This is a genomic window from Streptomyces sp. NPDC005774 (assembly GCF_042871645.1).
GTDB classification, from domain to species: domain Bacteria; phylum Actinomycetota; class Actinomycetes; order Streptomycetales; family Streptomycetaceae; genus Streptomyces; species Streptomyces pratens.
In genome coordinates this window covers 110,056-126,005 of the sequence record NZ_JBIAIV010000021.1, presented here as the reverse complement: position 1 = coordinate 126,005, position 15,950 = coordinate 110,056, and the positions used below count along the sequence as shown (strand labels likewise).

Genomic DNA, 15,950 nt, shown 5'->3' with positions numbered 1-15,950 from the left:
ACGGAGTTCTCCGGGCGGGCAGTCGGCGACGAAGCAGAAAACCCCACGGCGCGAGCCGTAGGAATCCCCCTCCTTCAGGAGGGGGAGGATGTCAAGTTCTGGTACAGCGCCTCGGCGTCCCGGCCCAGCTGCGGGCCCGCGAGCCAGGTGTTGTCGGTCGGGCCGATCGAGGTGTTCGACACCAGCACGGTCTCGCCGTTCACCACCCGGAACCAGCCGCCACCGGACGAACCACCGGTCATGGTGCAGCCGATGCGGTGCATCGTGGGCAGATCAGAGGCGAGCGAGAACCGGCCCGGAGTGTCCAGGCACTTGAACATCCGCAGTCCGTTGTAGGGCGGCGCCGCCGGATATCCCCAGGCGCCCATCCGGCCCGCCCCGTCCGCGGACGGGGCCGAGAAGTCCACGTCCAGGGCGGTGCCGACCGTCTCCTCCAGGGACTTGTCCCCCTGCTCCGGCTTCACATGCAGGACGGCGTAGTCGTACGGCGCTCCGGCGCCGCCGGTCTGCGCGCCGCCCTCGATCCAGCCGGTGGAGGTCGAGGCCCAGTCCGCCCACCAGTTGCCGTACGGGGCGATCTCCGAGGCGTCGTTCGTGCTGTTCAGCTCCGCCTCGGACCTGCCCAGGTCGTTGTACGCGGGGACGAAGACGATGTTGCGGTACCAGCCGCCGTCGCCGCCCGCGTGCACGCAGTGACCGGCGGTCCAGACGAGGTTGGACCTGCCCGGGTGGTTCACGTCCTTGACGACCGTGCCGGAGCAGACGCTCGTGCCCTCGGGGGAGTCGAAGAAGACCTTGCCGACCGGAGCCGCGTTGGCGTGGTACGGCGTCTGCTCGGCCTGCGCTTCAACCGGTCCCGGCTCCGGGTCGCTGACGCCCCGGGCGGCGGCCGCGTCCTTGGTCGAGAGGGTCTTGTCGGCCTCTTCGGCGGAACGCATCCGCTCCGGCTTCCACAGGCCCTCGATCACCGGGTTGACGTAGTCCTCGGCCTCACTGAGCCACTTGTCCTTGTCCCAGTCCTGCCAGCCGCCGGCCTTCCACTTGTCGACGTCGATCCCGTGTTCCTCGAGCCTGTCCGCGATGTCGGCCGGGACCCGGGCCTCGCCGTCCGCGGCCCGCGAGGTGCCGGAACCGGGCTTCTCCGGGTCGGCCTTGTCGTCGGTGGAACCGCCGCACGCGGTCGCGGTGAGCGCCAGGGCGGCGACGAGCCCGGTGGCGGCGAGGGCTCTGCGACGACCCCGCCGGCGTGGAGCGGACGTACGGATGGAGCGCATGGTGCGATGACCCCCCGGTGCTACGAATGAATGTCCTGCTGCTGGGCGCGGACGCCGCACGGGCGGCACCGGCGGATACGTGCCGCCGGTGCCGCCGCCCGTGCCGTTACCGCGATTCCCTCCCCGCCCGGGCGGCAGGGCCCGTGGGAACGGAACCGCCGCAGCCGAAGCGGCAGACGGTCACTGGCCGGCGAACTTGTCGCTGACCGCGTCGTACACGCCCTTGGCCTCGTCGCCCAGCCGCGGACCGGCGAGCCAGCCCGACGTCACCGGGCCGATGGAGGTGTTGGACACCAGCGCCGGCTTGCCGTCGGAGCCCTCCGCGACCCAGCCGCCACCGGACGAACCGGCGGTCATGCTGCACCCGATGCGGTACATCGTCGGGTCGGAGGAGCTGAGCGAGAGCCGGCCCGGCCGGTCCTCGCAGCTGAACAGCTTCTGGCCGTCGTACGGCGTGCCGGCCGGGTAGCCGGTCGCGGTCACGCTCTCCACGTCCGGCACGGCGGGAGCCTTGAAGTCCACCGGCAGCGCCGAACCGACCGTCTCCTCCAGCGACTTGCCGTCGCCGCCCTTCTCCGGCGTCACATGGATGACGGCGTAGTCGTACGAGGCGCCGTCACCGCCGGTCGCACCGCCCTGCTCGATCCACTGGTCGGAGGTCTGAGCCCAGTCGCCCCACCAGACGCCGTACGGAGCGACCTCGTCCTGGGCGGCGCCCTCGAGTTCGCCGGTCGGCCTGCCCGCGTCGTTGTACGACGGAACGAAGACGATGTTGCGGTACCAGCCGCCCTTCTTACCGGCGTGCACGCAGTGTCCGGCCGTCCACACCATGTTGGACTTGCCCGGGTTGGCGGGGTCCTGCACCACGGTCGCGGAGCACACCATCGTGCCCTCGGGGGAGTCGAAGAGCACCTTGCCCGCCGTGGGAGCGTTGTCGTGGTACGACGGCGGTACGGCCTGCGCCTGCACCGGCTCCGGCGTCGGGTCCGTCACGCCCTGGTCACCGGAGAGGTCGCTCTCGTCGACCTCCGGGTCCGGCTGCTCGGCCTCCCGCATGCGGTCCGGATCCCACAGGCCCTCGATGATCGGGTTGATGTAGTCGTTGGCCTCGCGCAGCCAGTCGTCCTTGTCCCAGTTCTTCCAGTCGCCGTTCCGCCACTTGTCGATGTCGATCCCGTGCTCCTTGAGCCGGTCCGCGATGTCACTCGGGATCCGGATCTTGCCGTCCCCGGCCGCGGCGGTCGCGGAGGCTTCGGCGCCCGCCGTGTCGTCCCCCGCACCGCAGGCGGTGACGGTGAGCGCGAGTGCCGAGGCGAGCGCGACGGCGGTCAGCACGGGGGAGGTTCCGCGGCGCGCCCTTCCGCCTCGGCGAGTGGTGGACGACGGCCGTATGGATCGCATGATCTGACTCCCCCTGATGTGGACGAACTTGGTGCTTCGGCCGTGCTCGCGTCCTGGACTCGAACGGAGTCCGGACCTCTCGCACGACCACCGGGAACGGCACCACACACTATGCGCTCGCTGTGAGGGGCAACCGACGGAACGGCAACGGTTTCGCTACGAGCTTTCTGACCTGGACATTCTCAAGAAGTGCAAGGATGTGACGCCTTCGCGCGGTTGGCCCGTCGAGGAATCTTTCACCCGGGAGCGGCCACTCGTCGCCTTGGCCCTCTTTGCGGGAGGGGCACGACCGTGCAGGCCGATGCCTCGTACGACGGTGCCCCCGCCGACCGGTCGGCGATCGCTCCGGTCCTCAGCGCCGACGGCACCCGGGTCGGCTTCAACTCGCAGGCGACCGACCTGGTTCCGGAGGCCGATACGAACGACGGCTGGAACGCCTTCGTCCGCGATCTGCGCACCGGCACGCTCCGGCGCCACGACGGCCGCACCCCCACGGATCTCACCCTGGTCTCGGACTTGTCGGTGAACGGCTCGAAACTGCTTCTGAACACGGCGGACGCGAACCGCAGGACGACGGGGCTGATCCTGCGCGATCTGCGCACCGGCCACGAGGAACCGCTGGCACCGGGACAGGACGGCGAGCCCGTCACCGTGGGCGGAGCGGCGCTGAGCGCGGACGAGTCGACCGCCGTCTTCGACTCCTACTACCCGGACCTGGTGCCCGACGACACGAATCTGATCGGAGATGTGTTCGTGCGCACCTTGCGCTGAGGCACAGGGAACCTCGCGTCGAGCCACGGCACCCTGTGCCCAGCCGCCGGGTGCCGTGGGCGGAGCCCACCGGGCCGACTGATCCACAGGGCGTGGTCAGCAGGCCCCCGGGCCCTCCGTCGCGCTCTCGGCTCTCGAGGCCGGCGCACGATTGTCGGTGCCGGGCCGTAGGGTGGTCGCGCTATGACGAAGCCCTCACTTCCTGAACTCCTGCACGCTGCCGTCACCGCCGTCGGCGGCACGGAGCGCCCCGGCCAGGTGACCATGGCCGAAGCCGTCGCCGAAGCGATCGACGACACCTCTCATCTGCTGGTCCAGGCCGGCACCGGCACCGGAAAGTCGCTCGGCTATCTGGTGCCCGCGCTCGCTCAGGGGGAGAGAGTCGTCGTGGCGACGGCCACGCTGGCCCTGCAGCGCCAGCTCGTCGAGCGCGACCTTCCGCGCACGGTGGAGGCGCTGCATCCGCTGCTGCGCCGCCGCCCGGAGTACGCCATGCTCAAGGGCCGGTCGAACTACGTCTGTCTGCACCGGCTTCACGAAGGCGTACCGCAGGACGAGGAGGAGGGCCTCTTCGACCAGTTCGAGGCGGCCGCCCCCACCAGCAAGCTGGGGCAGGACCTGTTGCGCCTGCGCGACTGGGCGGACGAGACGGAAACCGGCGACCGGGACAACCTCACCCCGGGTGTCTCCGACCGGGCCTGGTCCCAGGTGTCGGTGTCGTCGCGGGAGTGCCTGGGCGCCACGAAGTGTGCCTACGGCGCGGAGTGCTTCGCGGAGATGGCCCGCGAGCGCGCCAAGCTCGCCGAGGTCGTCGTCACCAACCACGCGCTCCTGGCGATCGACGCGATCGAGGGCGCCCCGGTGCTGCCGCAGCACGAGGTGCTGATCGTGGACGAAGCCCACGAACTGGTCTCCCGGGTCACCGGAGTCGCCACGGGGGAGCTCACTCCCGGCCAGGTCAACCGCGCGGTGCGCCGTGCCGCGAAGCTCGCCGACGAGAAGGCGGCCGACCAGCTGCAGACCGCGGCCGAAGGCTTCGAACGCCTGATGGAGCTGGCCCTTCCGGGCCGTCTCGAGGAGATCCCGGAGGACCTCGGGTACGCGCTGATGGCGCTGCGCGACGCCTGCCGGACCGTCATCTCCGCCATCGGGAGCACCCGCGACAAGTCCGTCCAGGACGAGGACGCGGTCCGCAAACAGGCGCTGGCCTCGGTGGAGAGCGTGCACGACGTGGCGGAGCGCATCACCAACGGCTCCGAATGGGATGTCGTCTGGTACGAGCGTCACGAGCCCCGCGCCGGAGCCGCATACCGGCACAGCGGCGCCTCGCTGCGCGTCGCCCCCATGTCGGTCTCGGGCCTCCTGCGGGAGAAGCTCTTCTCCGACCGCTCGGTGGTCCTGACCTCCGCGACCCTGAAGCTGGGCGGCGACTTCAACGGCGTGGGTGCCTCCCTGGGCCTCGGCCCCGAGGGCACCGAGGGGGACGATCTTCCGCAGTGGAAGGGTGTCGACGTGGGCTCTCCGTTCGACTACCCCAGGCAGGGGATCCTCTACGTCGCCAAGCATCTGGCGCGTCCGGCCCGCGACGGTGACCGCGCGGACATGCTCGACGAACTCACCGAGCTGATCCAGGCCGCGGGCGGCCGCACCCTCGGCCTGTTCTCCTCGATGCGGGCCGCTCAGCTCGCTGCCGAGGAACTGCGTTCCCGCATCCCGGAGTTCCCGATCCTCCTCCAGGGCGAGGAGACCCTCGGCGAGCTGATCAAGAACTTCGCCGCCGACCCGAAGACCTGCCTTTTCGGCACCCTGTCGCTCTGGCAGGGCGTCGACGTCCCCGGCTCCAGCTGCCAGCTGGTCGTCATGGACAAGATCCCGTTCCCACGCCCGGACGACCCGTTGATGAGCGCCCGCCAGAAGGCTGTGGAGGACGCGGGAGGGAACGGCTTCATGGCGGTCGCCGCCACCCACGCCGCGCTGCTCATGGCGCAGGGCGCCGGCCGGCTCGTCCGGGCCACGGGTGACCGCGGCGTGGTCGCCGTCCTGGACCAACGACTGGCGACGGCGCGCTACGGCAGCTATCTGAAGGCCTCGCTGCCCGACTTCTGGTTCACCACGGACCGGAACCAGGTGAGGAAGTCCCTGGCCACGATCGACGCGGCAGCCAGGCAGGCCGAGGGCGAAGCGGACTGAGGCCGGGGAGCAGGGCACGCCCCGACGCGGGCGGAGCGCACGCCGGGGCCCGGCACGGGCCATGAAGGGTCGTGCCGGGCCGTGACCCGACGGCACAGGACGGGGACAGCACAGGGCCCCGGAACCGGCGCAAGGGTTCCGAGGCCCGGACCAGGGGCGGGGAGCGGCCGGCCCCCGCGGTGGGCTCAGACGCGGCGCAGAACGGCCACCACCTTGCCCAGAATGGTCGCGTCGTCGCCGGGGATCGGCTCGTAGGCCGCGTTGTGCGGGAGGAGCCAGATATGGCCGTCCTCGCGCTTGAAGCGCTTGACGGTGGCTTCGCCGTCGAGCATCGCGGCGACGATGTCGCCGTTCTCGGCGACGGGCTGGCGCCGGACCGTGACCCAGTCACCGTCACAGATCGCGGCCTCGATCATGGAGTCGCCGACGACCTTCAGAACGAACAGCTCACCGTCACCGACGAGCTGACGGGGGAGGGGGAAGACATCCTCGACCGACTCCTCGGCGAGGATGGGGCCGCCGGCGGCGATCCGGCCGACCAGCGGCACGTACGACGCGGCCGGCTTGCCCGCGGTGTCCGTGGGCTGCGCGGAGGCGGCCTGGTCGGAGCCGCGCACCTCGTACGCGCGGGGGCGGTGCGGGTCGCGGCGCAGGAAGCCCTTGCGCTCCAGTGCCATCAGCTGGTGCGCCACCGAGGAGGTGCTGGAGAGGCCGACCGCCTGGCCGATCTCGCGCATCGACGGCGGGTACCCGCGTCGCTGCACCGAATCCCTGATGACTTCGATCACCCGACGCTGGCGGTCGGTGAGTCCCGAGCTGTCCGCCCGGATGCCGGGAGGTCGGCCCGGCAAGGAACGCTTTTGGCCCTCGGGATGCGTGGCTTCGCTCATCGCATGCGCCGGCTCGAGCCGGTCCTGGGAGCGGTCCTGGGCAGTGATGCTGGCGCTGTCTGCGGTGGTGGTCACGTCGGCCCCTCTCGATGGTCTCCCTGCAAGACAACGGTAGTAGCTTTCGAAAGGTTGCGCCAAACACACGTTCGAGTGAAAAAACGCGAATTGCCTTCTGTGATTGCGCGGAGAGGTGTATTGGCCGCAATTCTCCCCATCGGGCAAAGGTGCCCATTTCCGTATTCTTCGCCGCCGGGGCGGCGGCCTTCCGGCCGTGGGTCAGTCTGTCATTCGCCGCCACGCGATGCGGGGGACGGCCCGGCTCTCCTCGGGGCTCTCCGGGAGTCGCACGTCGCCCCTTCCGGCGTGCACGACACCTCCCCATACGTGGCCGGCACCCCTCCTCCGCGCGGCGGACCCGGCCTGTCCGGACCCGGCCTGTCCGGACCCGGCCTGTTCGGGGCCTGCGGGACCGGTGGCTGCCGGCCCCGCGCGAGGTTCCCCGCACCGTCTCGCGGGGGGTTTGGCGTGAGCTCTTCGGGGTGCACGCGGGACCCTGTGAACCCGTACTGTCGCGTTGCGTGAGCGCATGCTGAAGAGGGCCGGGCGGGAGCCTTCGGTCCCGATTCGGGCGACACGCGTGCTGGAGTGTATGAATGAGCCAATCACCACATCTAGTGGTTGGATTGCACCAGCTACCCAGAAGTTGTGGTCCCGCGGTCCTGAGGCCCTCGGAGATCGCTTATGCTGGAGCAGCTTCACGGGGCCGAACAGGCCCCTTGGGGTCATGGTGTCTGCTGCGAGGAAGGGTTGGGATTTCATGCACTGCCCCTTCTGCAGGCACCCCGACAGCCGTGTCGTCGACAGTCGTACGACCGACGACGGCACGTCGATCCGCAGGCGCCGCCAGTGCCCTGACTGCTCCCGTCGTTTCACGACCGTGGAGACGTGCTCGCTCATGGTGGTCAAGCGCTCCGGCGTCACCGAGCCGTTCAGCCGCACCAAGGTCATCAACGGTGTGCGCAAGGCGTGCCAGGGACGGCCGGTCACCGAGGACGCGCTCGCGCAGCTCGGCCAGCGCGTCGAGGAAGCGGTGCGGGCCACCGGGAGCGCCGAACTGACCACCCACGATGTGGGGCTGGCCATCCTCGGCCCACTGCAGGAACTCGACCTCGTCGCCTATCTGCGGTTCGCGTCCGTCTACCGGGCGTTCGAGTCGCTCGAGGACTTCGAGGCCGCGGTCACGGAACTCAGGCAGGTGGAGCACCCCGCCTCGGACGACGGAGACCGTGAGGGAGCTGTCGCAGGGGGCCGGGAAGGCGGCAGCGGGCCCGACGGGACCGTCCAGGTCCCGGAGCCCACCCGGCCCACCGGCTGACCGGCGGGCCCTGCCCGGTCCTGCGGCCGGGGGCGGCCGGGCCGCGGCGATGAGAAGACCTGTTGCGGGCGATGCGAGTGGGCGCCCGCAGCATCAGACAAACACCGTGCCACGGGAACACCGGGGCACTTCAGGGCGTTTTGCCCGTACCAGGGAGGCGGCATGACAGAGACGGCGAGCGGTCCGACACGGAGTTCCCGGGCCAAGGGCGGCGGCAAGGCCGGCAAGGGGCTGCGAGTCGAGCGCATCCACACCTCTCCCGGAGTCCATCCCTACGACGAGGTGGTCTGGGAGCGTCGTGACGTCGTCATGACCAACTGGCGCGACGGCTCGGTCAACTTCGAGCAGCGTGGCGTCGAGTTCCCCGACTTCTGGTCGGTGAACGCGGTCAACATCGTCACCAGCAAGTACTTCCGGGGTGCCGTGGGCACCCCGCAGCGCGAGACCAGCCTCAAGCAGCTGATCGACCGCATCGTGAAGACGTACCGGAAGGCCGGCGAGGACCACAAGTACTTCGCCTCCCCCGCCGACGCCGAGATCTTCGAGCACGAGCTGGCCTACGCCCTCCTGCACCAGATCTTCAGCTTCAACAGCCCCGTCTGGTTCAACGTCGGAACGCCCCAGCCGCAGCAGGTCTCCGCCTGCTTCATCCTGTCCGTCGACGACTCCATGGAGTCGATCCTCGACTGGTACAAGGAAGAGGGCATGATCTTCAAGGGCGGCTCCGGCGCCGGCCTGAACCTCTCCCGCATCCGCTCCTCCAAGGAACTGCTGTCCTCCGGCGGCAACGCCTCCGGCCCGGTCTCCTTCATGCGCGGCGCCGACGCCTCCGCCGGCACGATCAAGTCGGGTGGCGCCACCCGACGCGCCGCCAAGATGGTCATCCTCGACGTCGACCACCCCGACATCGAGGACTTCATCCAGACCAAGGTCAAGGAGGAGGAGAAGATCCGCGCCCTGCGCGACGCGGGCTTCGACATGGACCTGGGCGGCGACGACATCACGTCCGTCCAGTACCAGAACGCCAACAACTCGGTCCGAGTGAACGACACGTTCATGAAGGCAGTCCAGGACGGCGGCAAGTTCGGCCTGACGTCCCGCATGACCGGCGAGGTCATCGAGGAGGTCGAAGCCAAGGCGCTCTTCCGTAAGATGGCCGAGGCCGCCTGGGCCTGCGCCGACCCGGGCATCCAGTACGACGACACCATCAACAACTGGCACACCTGCCCGGAGTCCGGCCGCATCAACGGCTCGAACCCCTGCAGCGAGTACATGCACCTGGACAACACGTCCTGCAACCTCGCGTCGCTGAACCTGATGAAGTTCCTCGAGGACGACAGCAAGGGCCACCAGTCCTTCGACGTCGAGCGCTTCTCGAAGGTCGTCGAGCTGGTCATCACCGCGATGGACATCTCCATCTGCTTCGCGGACTTCCCGACCCAGAAGATCGGCGAGAACACCCGCGCCTTCCGTCAGCTCGGCATCGGCTACGCCAACCTCGGCGCCCTGCTGATGGCGACCGGCCACGCCTACGACTCCGACGGCGGCCGTGCCCTGGCCGGCGCCATCACCTCCCTGATGACCGGCACGTCGTACAAGCGCTCCGCCGAACTGGCCGCGATCGTCGGCCCGTACGACGGCTACGCCCGCAACGCGAAGCCGCACCTGCGGGTCATGAAGCAGCACTTCGACGAGAACGCCAAGGCCGTCCACGTGGACGACCTGGACACACCGATCTGGGCGGCCGCCACCGAGGCCTGGCAGGACGTGCTGAGCCTTGGCGAGAAGAACGGTTTCCGTAACTCCCAGGCGTCCGTCATCGCCCCGACCGGCACCATCGGTCTCGCGATGTCCTGCGACACCACCGGCCTCGAGCCCGACCTCGCCCTGGTCAAGTTCAAGAAGCTGGTCGGCGGCGGCTCGATGCAGATCGTCAACGGCACCGTCCCGCAGGCCCTGCGCCGCCTGGGCTACCAGGAGGAGCAGATCGAGGCGGTCGTCGCCCACATCGCCGAGCACGGCAATGTGATCGACGCCCCCGGCCTCAAGCACGAGCACTACGAGGTCTTCGACTGCGCCATGGGCGAGCGCTCCATCTCCGCGATGGGCCACGTCCGCATGATGGCCGCGATCCAGCCGTGGATCTCCGGCGCCCTCTCCAAGACGGTCAACCTGCCGGAGTCGGCGACCGTCGAGGACGTCGAGGAGGTCTACTTCGAGGCCTGGAGGATGGGCGTCAAGGCGCTCGCCATCTACCGCGACAACTGCAAGGTCGGCCAGCCCCTCTCCGCCAAGACCAAGGAGAAGGAGAAGGCCGAGATCACCGAGAGGACCGAGGACACGATCCGTGCCGCGGTCGAGAAGGTGGTCGAGTACCGCCCGGTCCGCAAGCGTCTGCCGAAGGGACGTCCCGGCATCACCACGTCCTTCACCGTCGGCGGCGCCGAAGGTTACATGACCGCCAATTCCTACCCGGACGACGGTCTCGGCGAGGTCTTCCTGAAGATGTCCAAGCAGGGCTCGACCCTCGCGGGCATGATGGACGCCTTCTCCATCGCGGTCTCCGTCGGTCTCCAGTACGGCGTCCCGCTGGAGACGTACGTCTCGAAGTTCACCAACATGCGCTTCGAGCCGGCCGGTATGACGGACGATCCGGACGTGCGGATGGCGCAGTCCATCGTCGACTACATCTTCCGTCGTCTGGCGCTGGATTTCCTGCCCTTCGAGACGCGTTCCGCGCTCGGCATCCACTCCGCCGACGAGCGTCAGCGTCACCTCGAGACCGGCTCCTACGAGCCGACCGACGACGAGCTCGACGTCGAGGGTCTCGCCCAGTCCGCGCCGCGGACCCAGGAGCTGAAGGCGGTCGCCACGCCGAAGGCCGAGGCGGCCGAGCCCGCCCCGCAGCAGGCCCACACCAGTGCCGAGCTGGTCGAGATGCAGCTGGGCATCCAGGCCGACGCCCCGCTCTGCTTCTCCTGCGGGACGAAGATGCAGCGCGCCGGCTCCTGCTACATCTGCGAGGGCTGCGGCTCGACCAGCGGCTGCAGCTGAGGCAGCGCGTGACACCGTTCGTACGGGCGTGTCCGCCCGGTGCGATCGGCTGAGGGAATGAGAGAGGGGCACCGGCTTCGGCCGGTGCCCCTCTCTTCTCGTTCTTCCCGTCCCGCTGCCGTTTCCCGCCGAGGTGCCGGGCCGTCGTCGGGGGCGGCTCACGGGCGGCGGGCGGCCCCCATGGTGCGGGTGAAGGTCGACGGGTCTCCCTGGAAGCCCTGGACGCCGGGATGGAAGTCCCAGGCCCCGGTGCCGTCCCGGGTGAACTCGGCGACTGTGGCCGCCGTGGATCCAGGAACGCCCCCGAAGTCGTCCTCGGCCAGGACGGTGTATCCCTCGCGGATGCGCAGACCGGGATGGTCCACGTCGGCGAAGGTGCGCGGCTCCTGGTGCTGCTGTATGACGACTCCCACCACCACGCGCGTGTACCGCGCGTCGAGCCGGTTCAGTTCCAGCGTCATGACCTCGTCGAAACCGAAGCCCTTGCCGTCCTTGCTGTCCCGGTTGAGGATGATCGTGCCGTCGGGAGAGCGGCTGTCGAAGTGCACCACGTAGGAGGGATCGCCGTGTGGATCACTTGCCGGGTAGGGCGCGGCGACGAGATCCAGGTCGGTGGCCGGCTGGCCCGCAGGACTCGGGTCCCACCTCAGCGCGATCTCGACCTTGCCGATGCCCTTGTTGACGCCGTTCACCAGTCTTCCCCTTCCCCGTGCGACCGTCCCGCCCCTTCAGTCCAACTGCCGGGCGGGCCTGGCAGGTTGTCCATCCTGTCATGCCGGGCCGGGTGAGTGCGGCGAAGCAGTCCTGCCGAGAGTGACCGGGCCGTGCTCCGCGGCCTTACGATGGCGCGGTGCTGGTCAAGTGGATTCGCTGCACCGTGGTGGACCGCCGCGGGTTCGAACGGGGACAGCGAAAGTGGGCGGGGCTTCTGGGAGAGCCGGGATTTCGTGGACAGGGCGGGGGCTGGAGCCGAGGGCGGCAGGATGTGGCGCACATCTTCTCCTTCTGGGAGAGCCGCGCCTTCTACGATTCCTTCATGGCGCGGTCCCACGATCGGCTCGCCTCCACTCAGTCGGGCACCTTCAAGGACGCGCAGGTCAGGCTGTTCGAGCACCGCTTCGATGTGAAGACCGGCTTCGAACCGCGCTTCACCGACGTCGACCTGCTGAGAGTGGCACTGTGTCGTGTCCACGAGGAGCGGGCGGAGCATTTCGTGCTGATGCACGAGAAGGTCTGGAACCCGGCGATGGCGGGCTCGCCCGGCATGGTCCGGGGGCTGTTCGGTGAAGCACCCGGCAATGAGTTCCTGGTGCTGTCGATGTGGTGGTCGGCGGCCGAGCACGGCAAGTACCGCACCGAACGCGTGGAACGTCTCGCCCTGCGGGCGCAGACGGAGGCCGACATCGCGGCGCTCACGGGGGACATCGTGGACATGGAGCCGGTCTGGACTGTCTGACGTACCGGCGCACGGAACCGTCTCGCACCGCGGGAAGTGTGTGACCTGTGCCGTACGGGTGCTCGGTCGGCCGTCACCCGTTCTAGGGTTTCAGCATGGCACGACCACGGCGCATCGTCCTTGTCCGGCACGGTGAATCAACGGGCAATGTTGATGACTCCCTTTATGAGCGCGAACCCGATCACGCGTTGGCCCTGACCGAGCGGGGCCGGCGGCAGGCGGAAGAAACGGGTAAGCGGTTGCGCGACCTGTTCGGCCGGGAGCGCGTCAGCGTGTACGTGTCCCCCTATCGCCGTACACACCAGACGCTGAGTGCCTTCGGCCTCGACCCGGAACTCATACGCGTGCGGGAGGAGCCGAGACTGCGCGAGCAGGACTGGGGCAACTGGCAGGATCTGAAGGACGTCCGTCTGCAGAAGGCGTACCGGGACGCGTACGGTCATTTCTTCTACCGTTTCGCCCAGGGCGAGTCCGGCGCCGATGTCTATGACCGGGTCGACGGCTTCCTGGAGAGCCTGTTCCGGAGCTTCGACGCCCCCGACCACCCGCCGAACGTCCTCATCGTGACGCACGGTCTCGCCATGCGGCTGTTCTGCATGCGGTGGTTCCACTGGACCGTCGCGGAGTTCGAATCCCTGTCCAACCCGGGCAACGCCGAGATGCGGGTGCTCGTTCTGGGGGAGGACGGCAAGTACACGCTCGACCGGCCCTTCGAGCAGTGGCGGCAGCCGGAACCGTACGGGATCACCGGATAGGGTGGCAGGGCGATGACGACCGTTGACTCCACCTCCGCAGGGCGCCTGGGCCGCGCCCTGGCCAGCCTGCGCGGACTGTCGGTGGGGGACGCGCTGGGCTCACAGTTCTTCGTCCCGGCGAACTATCCGCTGCTCGTGCGCTGTGAGCTGCCCCCGGGCCCCTGGCAGTGGACGGACGACACGGAGATGGCCTGCTCGGTCGTCGCCGTCCTCGCCGCCCATCGGCGGATCGACCAGGACGCCCTCGCGCGGTCCTTCGCCCGGCATCATGACGTAGACCGGGGCTACGGGCCCGCGGTCGGACGGCTGCTGCGGCTGGTCCGCGAAGGCGGTGACTGGCGCGAACTCGCCGCAGGCCTCTTCAACGGCCGGGGTTCCTGGGGCAACGGCGCCGCGATGCGCATCGCGCCCCTGGGCGCCTGGTACGCGGACGATCCGGAGCAGGCGACCCACCAGGCCGAGATCTCGGCCTACCCCACCCACCAGCACCGCGAGGCCGTGGTCGGCGCGATGGCCGTCGCCGCGGCAGCCGCACTCGTCGCTGCCCCCGGGGGTCCGCCCGGCCCCGAAGCACTGCTCGACGGGGTCGTCGCGCTGGTGCCCAGGAAAAGTGCCGTCGGTGCGGGGCTGCGACGGGCCCGGGACATGCTCGACTACGGCGACACGGCCACCGTCGCCGCCGTCCTGGGATGCGGACGGCGGACGACGGCCCACGACACCGTTCCCTTCGCGCTGTGGTCGGCCGCCCGGGCCCTGGGCGACTACGAACAGGCCTTCTGGACCACGGCTCAGGCGGGCGGGGACGTCGACACGACCTGTGCCATCGTGGGCGGGGTGATCGCGGCGGGGAAGGCCGGGACGCCGCCCGCCGGGTGGGTCGAGCGGGTCGAGGCGCTGCCGAGCTGGATGCCGGTGTAGTTCCGGCCGGTCCGGCCGTGCCAGGGCCGGACCGTCAAGTGTGCGTGACGAGGTCCGCTGCCGTTCGTCCCGGTACGGACGCGGACACGGAGGCTTTCGGAACTCTCCGTGCGTGGCAGGAACTCTCCGTGACTGTTCGCTCGTTGTCGAGACATCAGCCGTGTGGGACATGTGCCCCGGAAGGGGCGGCGGCTGTGGGGTCCCTGTTCTGCCGGAGGTGATCGTGGACGTGCAGCTCACCGCACTGCTCGCTGTACTGCTCGGCTCCGTGATCATGGTCGGGGCGGCCCCCGGGGGGCGGGCCCGGGGGGGGCGGGGCCCCCCCCCCCGGGCCGCCCCCCGCGGGGGCCGGGCCCCCCCCCCGCGGGGGGCCCCCCGCCCCCCCCCCCCCCGGCGCGGGGGGGGGGCGGGGCCCCGCGGGGGGGGGGGGCGGCCCGGGCCCCGCCCCCCCCCCCCCGCCCGGCCCGGGCCCGCCCCCCCCCCGCCCCCCCCCCCGGGGCCGGCCGAAGAGGGTGCCGGGCCGCCCGGCCTGCGGGGCGCCCTCGTCAGCCGACGCCCGGTCCGGCGGGGCCGGCGAGGGACTCGAGGTCGCTCTTGCGTACCCGGATCACCAGCCAGGCGGTGATCCGGGCGAGTGCGGCCACGGCGGCGGCCGGGATGAAGGCCGTCGAGATGCCCTGTGCTGTGTCTGAGAGCGCGTGACGCGATGTTTTCCCTGCCGGGCCTGGCCCTGCGCTCGGTCATTCACGAATGCGATTCCATGTAGGCGGAGCGGTTCCATGCCGTGATCTTCGAAGGGGTCGTGGAGCCGGCCATCGAGATGCTCCGAGAGGTGATCGAGCGAGGCGTCGAGTGTGGAGAGGTACGTGTCGACGCGGCGAACGGCTACGTCTTCGATGCCGTCCCGGCGATGATGATGTACCGGTCCAAGATGTGCGGAAGTGAATGGGTGGGCGTCGACGTGGAGGAGATGATCGACCTGCTGGTGGTTCCGCTGCTGCGGCCGACAGGCTCCTGGCCCGAGGCTGCCGAGACCCCCGGCATCGCTCGGGGAGCCTGGGTGTCGCGGGCCGTTCCGGGCGGCGTACGCTAAGGGACGCTATGCCGTACGAACCACCAACTCACACTGTCGAGCGCTCCCTCCGCGCCACGACCGGGGCGAAGACCGTCGCAGGTGTCGACGAGGTGGGGCGCGGCGCCTGGGCCGGCCCCGTCACCGTCTGCGCGGCGGTCACCGGACTGCGTCGGCCCCCCGAGGGTCTCACCGACTCCAAGCTCCTCACCGTCAAGCGGCGGGACGCACTCGACCGGACGCTGAGGGACTGGGTGACGTCGTACGCCCTGGGCCACGCATCCCACGAGGAGATCGACCGACTGGGGATGACGGCCGCGCTGCGGCTGGCGGCGGTGCGCGCGCTCGAAGGGCTGCCGGTCCGGCCCGACGCGGTGATACTCGACGGCAAACACGACTATCTCGGGGCGCCCTGGCGGGTCCGGACCGTGATCAAGGGTGACCAGTCGTGCGTGGCGGTCGCGGCGGCCTCGGTGATCGCCAAGGTGCACCGCGACAAAATGATGGCCGAACTGGGTGCCGAGCATGCAGACTTCGGTTTTGCGGACAATGCCGGGTACCCGTCGCCCGTGCACAGGGCCGCGCTGGAGGTCCGGGGACCCACCCCCTACCACCGGCTGTCGTGGGCGTATCTTGATGCGCTGCCCCAGTGGCGGCATCTCAAGAAGGTCCGCGGCTGGGCGGATGGAAGTGTTCCGGTGATCGAGGGTCAGCTCGGCTTCGATTTCTGACTGTTCCGTTCGCACTCATGTGCCACCCGGTGGTGCGAGCCGTACCAATGTTTGATAAAAATC

Annotated in this window: 12 protein-coding genes and 1 pseudogene; 9 read left to right on the top strand and 4 right to left on the bottom strand. The window is 69.8% G+C overall.

The annotated features are described in order from the left end of the window. Positions 1 to 74 precede the first annotated feature (74 nt). A complete protein-coding gene (locus ACFYQA_RS20485) occupies positions 75 to 1,274 on the bottom strand; it encodes a trypsin-like serine peptidase (protein WP_388919540.1) in 1,200 nt (399 codons plus the stop codon). A 180-nt stretch (positions 1,275 to 1,454) separates the two neighbouring features. Next, positions 1,455 to 2,675, bottom strand: a complete 1,221-nt coding sequence (locus ACFYQA_RS20480; RefSeq protein WP_388919537.1) for a trypsin-like serine peptidase — start codon at positions 2,673 to 2,675, stop codon at positions 1,455 to 1,457. A gap of 291 nt (positions 2,676 to 2,966) precedes the next feature. Between ACFYQA_RS20480 and ACFYQA_RS20475 the strand changes: the two genes are divergently transcribed. Next, the gene (locus ACFYQA_RS20475; protein WP_388919533.1) at positions 2,967 to 3,446 is read left to right on the top strand and encodes a hypothetical protein; all 480 of its coding nucleotides are present in this window, start codon (positions 2,967 to 2,969) and stop codon (positions 3,444 to 3,446) included. Between the two features lie 183 nt (positions 3,447 to 3,629). After that, positions 3,630 to 5,636 (top strand): ATP-dependent DNA helicase, encoded by a 2,007-nt coding sequence (locus ACFYQA_RS20470; RefSeq protein WP_388919530.1) that lies wholly within the window; start codon positions 3,630 to 3,632, stop codon positions 5,634 to 5,636. A gap of 185 nt (positions 5,637 to 5,821) precedes the next feature. Here ACFYQA_RS20470 and lexA read toward each other — a convergent pair whose 3' ends face one another. Continuing rightward, complete coding sequence (gene lexA, locus ACFYQA_RS20465; RefSeq protein ID WP_332431033.1) at positions 5,822 to 6,601, bottom strand: transcriptional repressor LexA; 780 nt, start codon at positions 6,599 to 6,601, stop codon at positions 5,822 to 5,824. Positions 6,602 to 7,343: 742 nt separating this feature from the next. On the opposite strand from lexA, the gene nrdR reads away from it, so the two are divergent. Together nrdR and ACFYQA_RS20455 are read left to right on the top strand one after the other, a co-directional pair. Next, positions 7,344 to 7,901 (top strand): transcriptional regulator NrdR, encoded by a 558-nt coding sequence (nrdR, locus tag ACFYQA_RS20460; protein ID WP_388919526.1) that lies wholly within the window; start codon positions 7,344 to 7,346, stop codon positions 7,899 to 7,901. Positions 7,902 to 8,063: 162 nt separating this feature from the next. Beyond that, positions 8,064 to 10,955, top strand: coding sequence for a vitamin B12-dependent ribonucleotide reductase (locus ACFYQA_RS20455; RefSeq protein ID WP_388919523.1), 2,892 nt, complete (start codon positions 8,064 to 8,066; stop codon positions 10,953 to 10,955). Between the two features lie 158 nt (positions 10,956 to 11,113). Here ACFYQA_RS20455 and ACFYQA_RS20450 read toward each other — a convergent pair whose 3' ends face one another. Next, a complete protein-coding gene (locus ACFYQA_RS20450; protein ID WP_388919520.1) occupies positions 11,114 to 11,647 on the bottom strand; it encodes a TerD family protein in 534 nt (177 codons plus the stop codon). Positions 11,648 to 11,805: 158 nt separating this feature from the next. On the opposite strand from ACFYQA_RS20450, the gene ACFYQA_RS20445 reads away from it, so the two are divergent. From ACFYQA_RS20445 to ACFYQA_RS20425, 5 genes and pseudogenes are all read left to right on the top strand, one after another. Further along, positions 11,806 to 12,411 carry a YdbC family protein gene (locus ACFYQA_RS20445; RefSeq protein ID WP_386396079.1) on the top strand — a complete coding sequence of 202 codons (606 nt, stop codon included), beginning with the start codon at positions 11,806 to 11,808 and terminating at the stop codon, positions 12,409 to 12,411. A 95-nt stretch (positions 12,412 to 12,506) separates the two neighbouring features. Then, a complete protein-coding gene (locus ACFYQA_RS20440; protein ID WP_332431038.1) occupies positions 12,507 to 13,166 on the top strand; it encodes a histidine phosphatase family protein in 660 nt (219 codons plus the stop codon). A gap of 12 nt (positions 13,167 to 13,178) precedes the next feature. Further along, positions 13,179 to 14,084: an ADP-ribosylglycohydrolase family protein gene (locus ACFYQA_RS20435; protein ID WP_388919516.1), complete on the top strand. Its 906-nt coding sequence runs from the start codon at positions 13,179 to 13,181 to the stop codon at positions 14,082 to 14,084. Between the two features lie 682 nt (positions 14,085 to 14,766). Continuing rightward, positions 14,767 to 15,099: pseudogene (locus ACFYQA_RS20430) on the top strand (TetR-like C-terminal domain-containing protein); the annotation flags it as partial. Between the two features lie 86 nt (positions 15,100 to 15,185). Next, entirely contained in the window at positions 15,186 to 15,887 is a 702-nt protein-coding gene (locus ACFYQA_RS20425; protein WP_388919513.1) for a ribonuclease HII, read from the top strand. Positions 15,888 to 15,950 lie beyond the last annotated feature (63 nt).

Bases quoted from the DNA above. Each gene is read 5' to 3' on its own strand.
- ACFYQA_RS20485 (WP_388919540.1), bottom strand. From the start codon at position 1,274: ATGCGCTCCATCCGTACGTCCGCTCCACGCCGGCGGGGTCGTCGCAGA.
- ACFYQA_RS20480 (WP_388919537.1), bottom strand. From the start codon at position 2,675: ATGCGATCCATACGGCCGTCGTCCACCACTCGCCGAGGCGGAAGGGCG.
- ACFYQA_RS20470 (WP_388919530.1), top strand. From the start codon at position 3,630: ATGACGAAGCCCTCACTTCCTGAACTCCTGCACGCTGCCGTCACCGCC.
- nrdR (WP_388919526.1), top strand. From the start codon at position 7,344: ATGCACTGCCCCTTCTGCAGGCACCCCGACAGCCGTGTCGTCGACAGT.
- ACFYQA_RS20455 (WP_388919523.1), top strand. From the start codon at position 8,064: ATGACAGAGACGGCGAGCGGTCCGACACGGAGTTCCCGGGCCAAGGGC.
- ACFYQA_RS20440 (WP_332431038.1), top strand. From the start codon at position 12,507: ATGGCACGACCACGGCGCATCGTCCTTGTCCGGCACGGTGAATCAACG.
- ACFYQA_RS20435 (WP_388919516.1), top strand. From the start codon at position 13,179: ATGACGACCGTTGACTCCACCTCCGCAGGGCGCCTGGGCCGCGCCCTG.
- ACFYQA_RS20425 (WP_388919513.1), top strand. From the start codon at position 15,186: ATGCCGTACGAACCACCAACTCACACTGTCGAGCGCTCCCTCCGCGCC.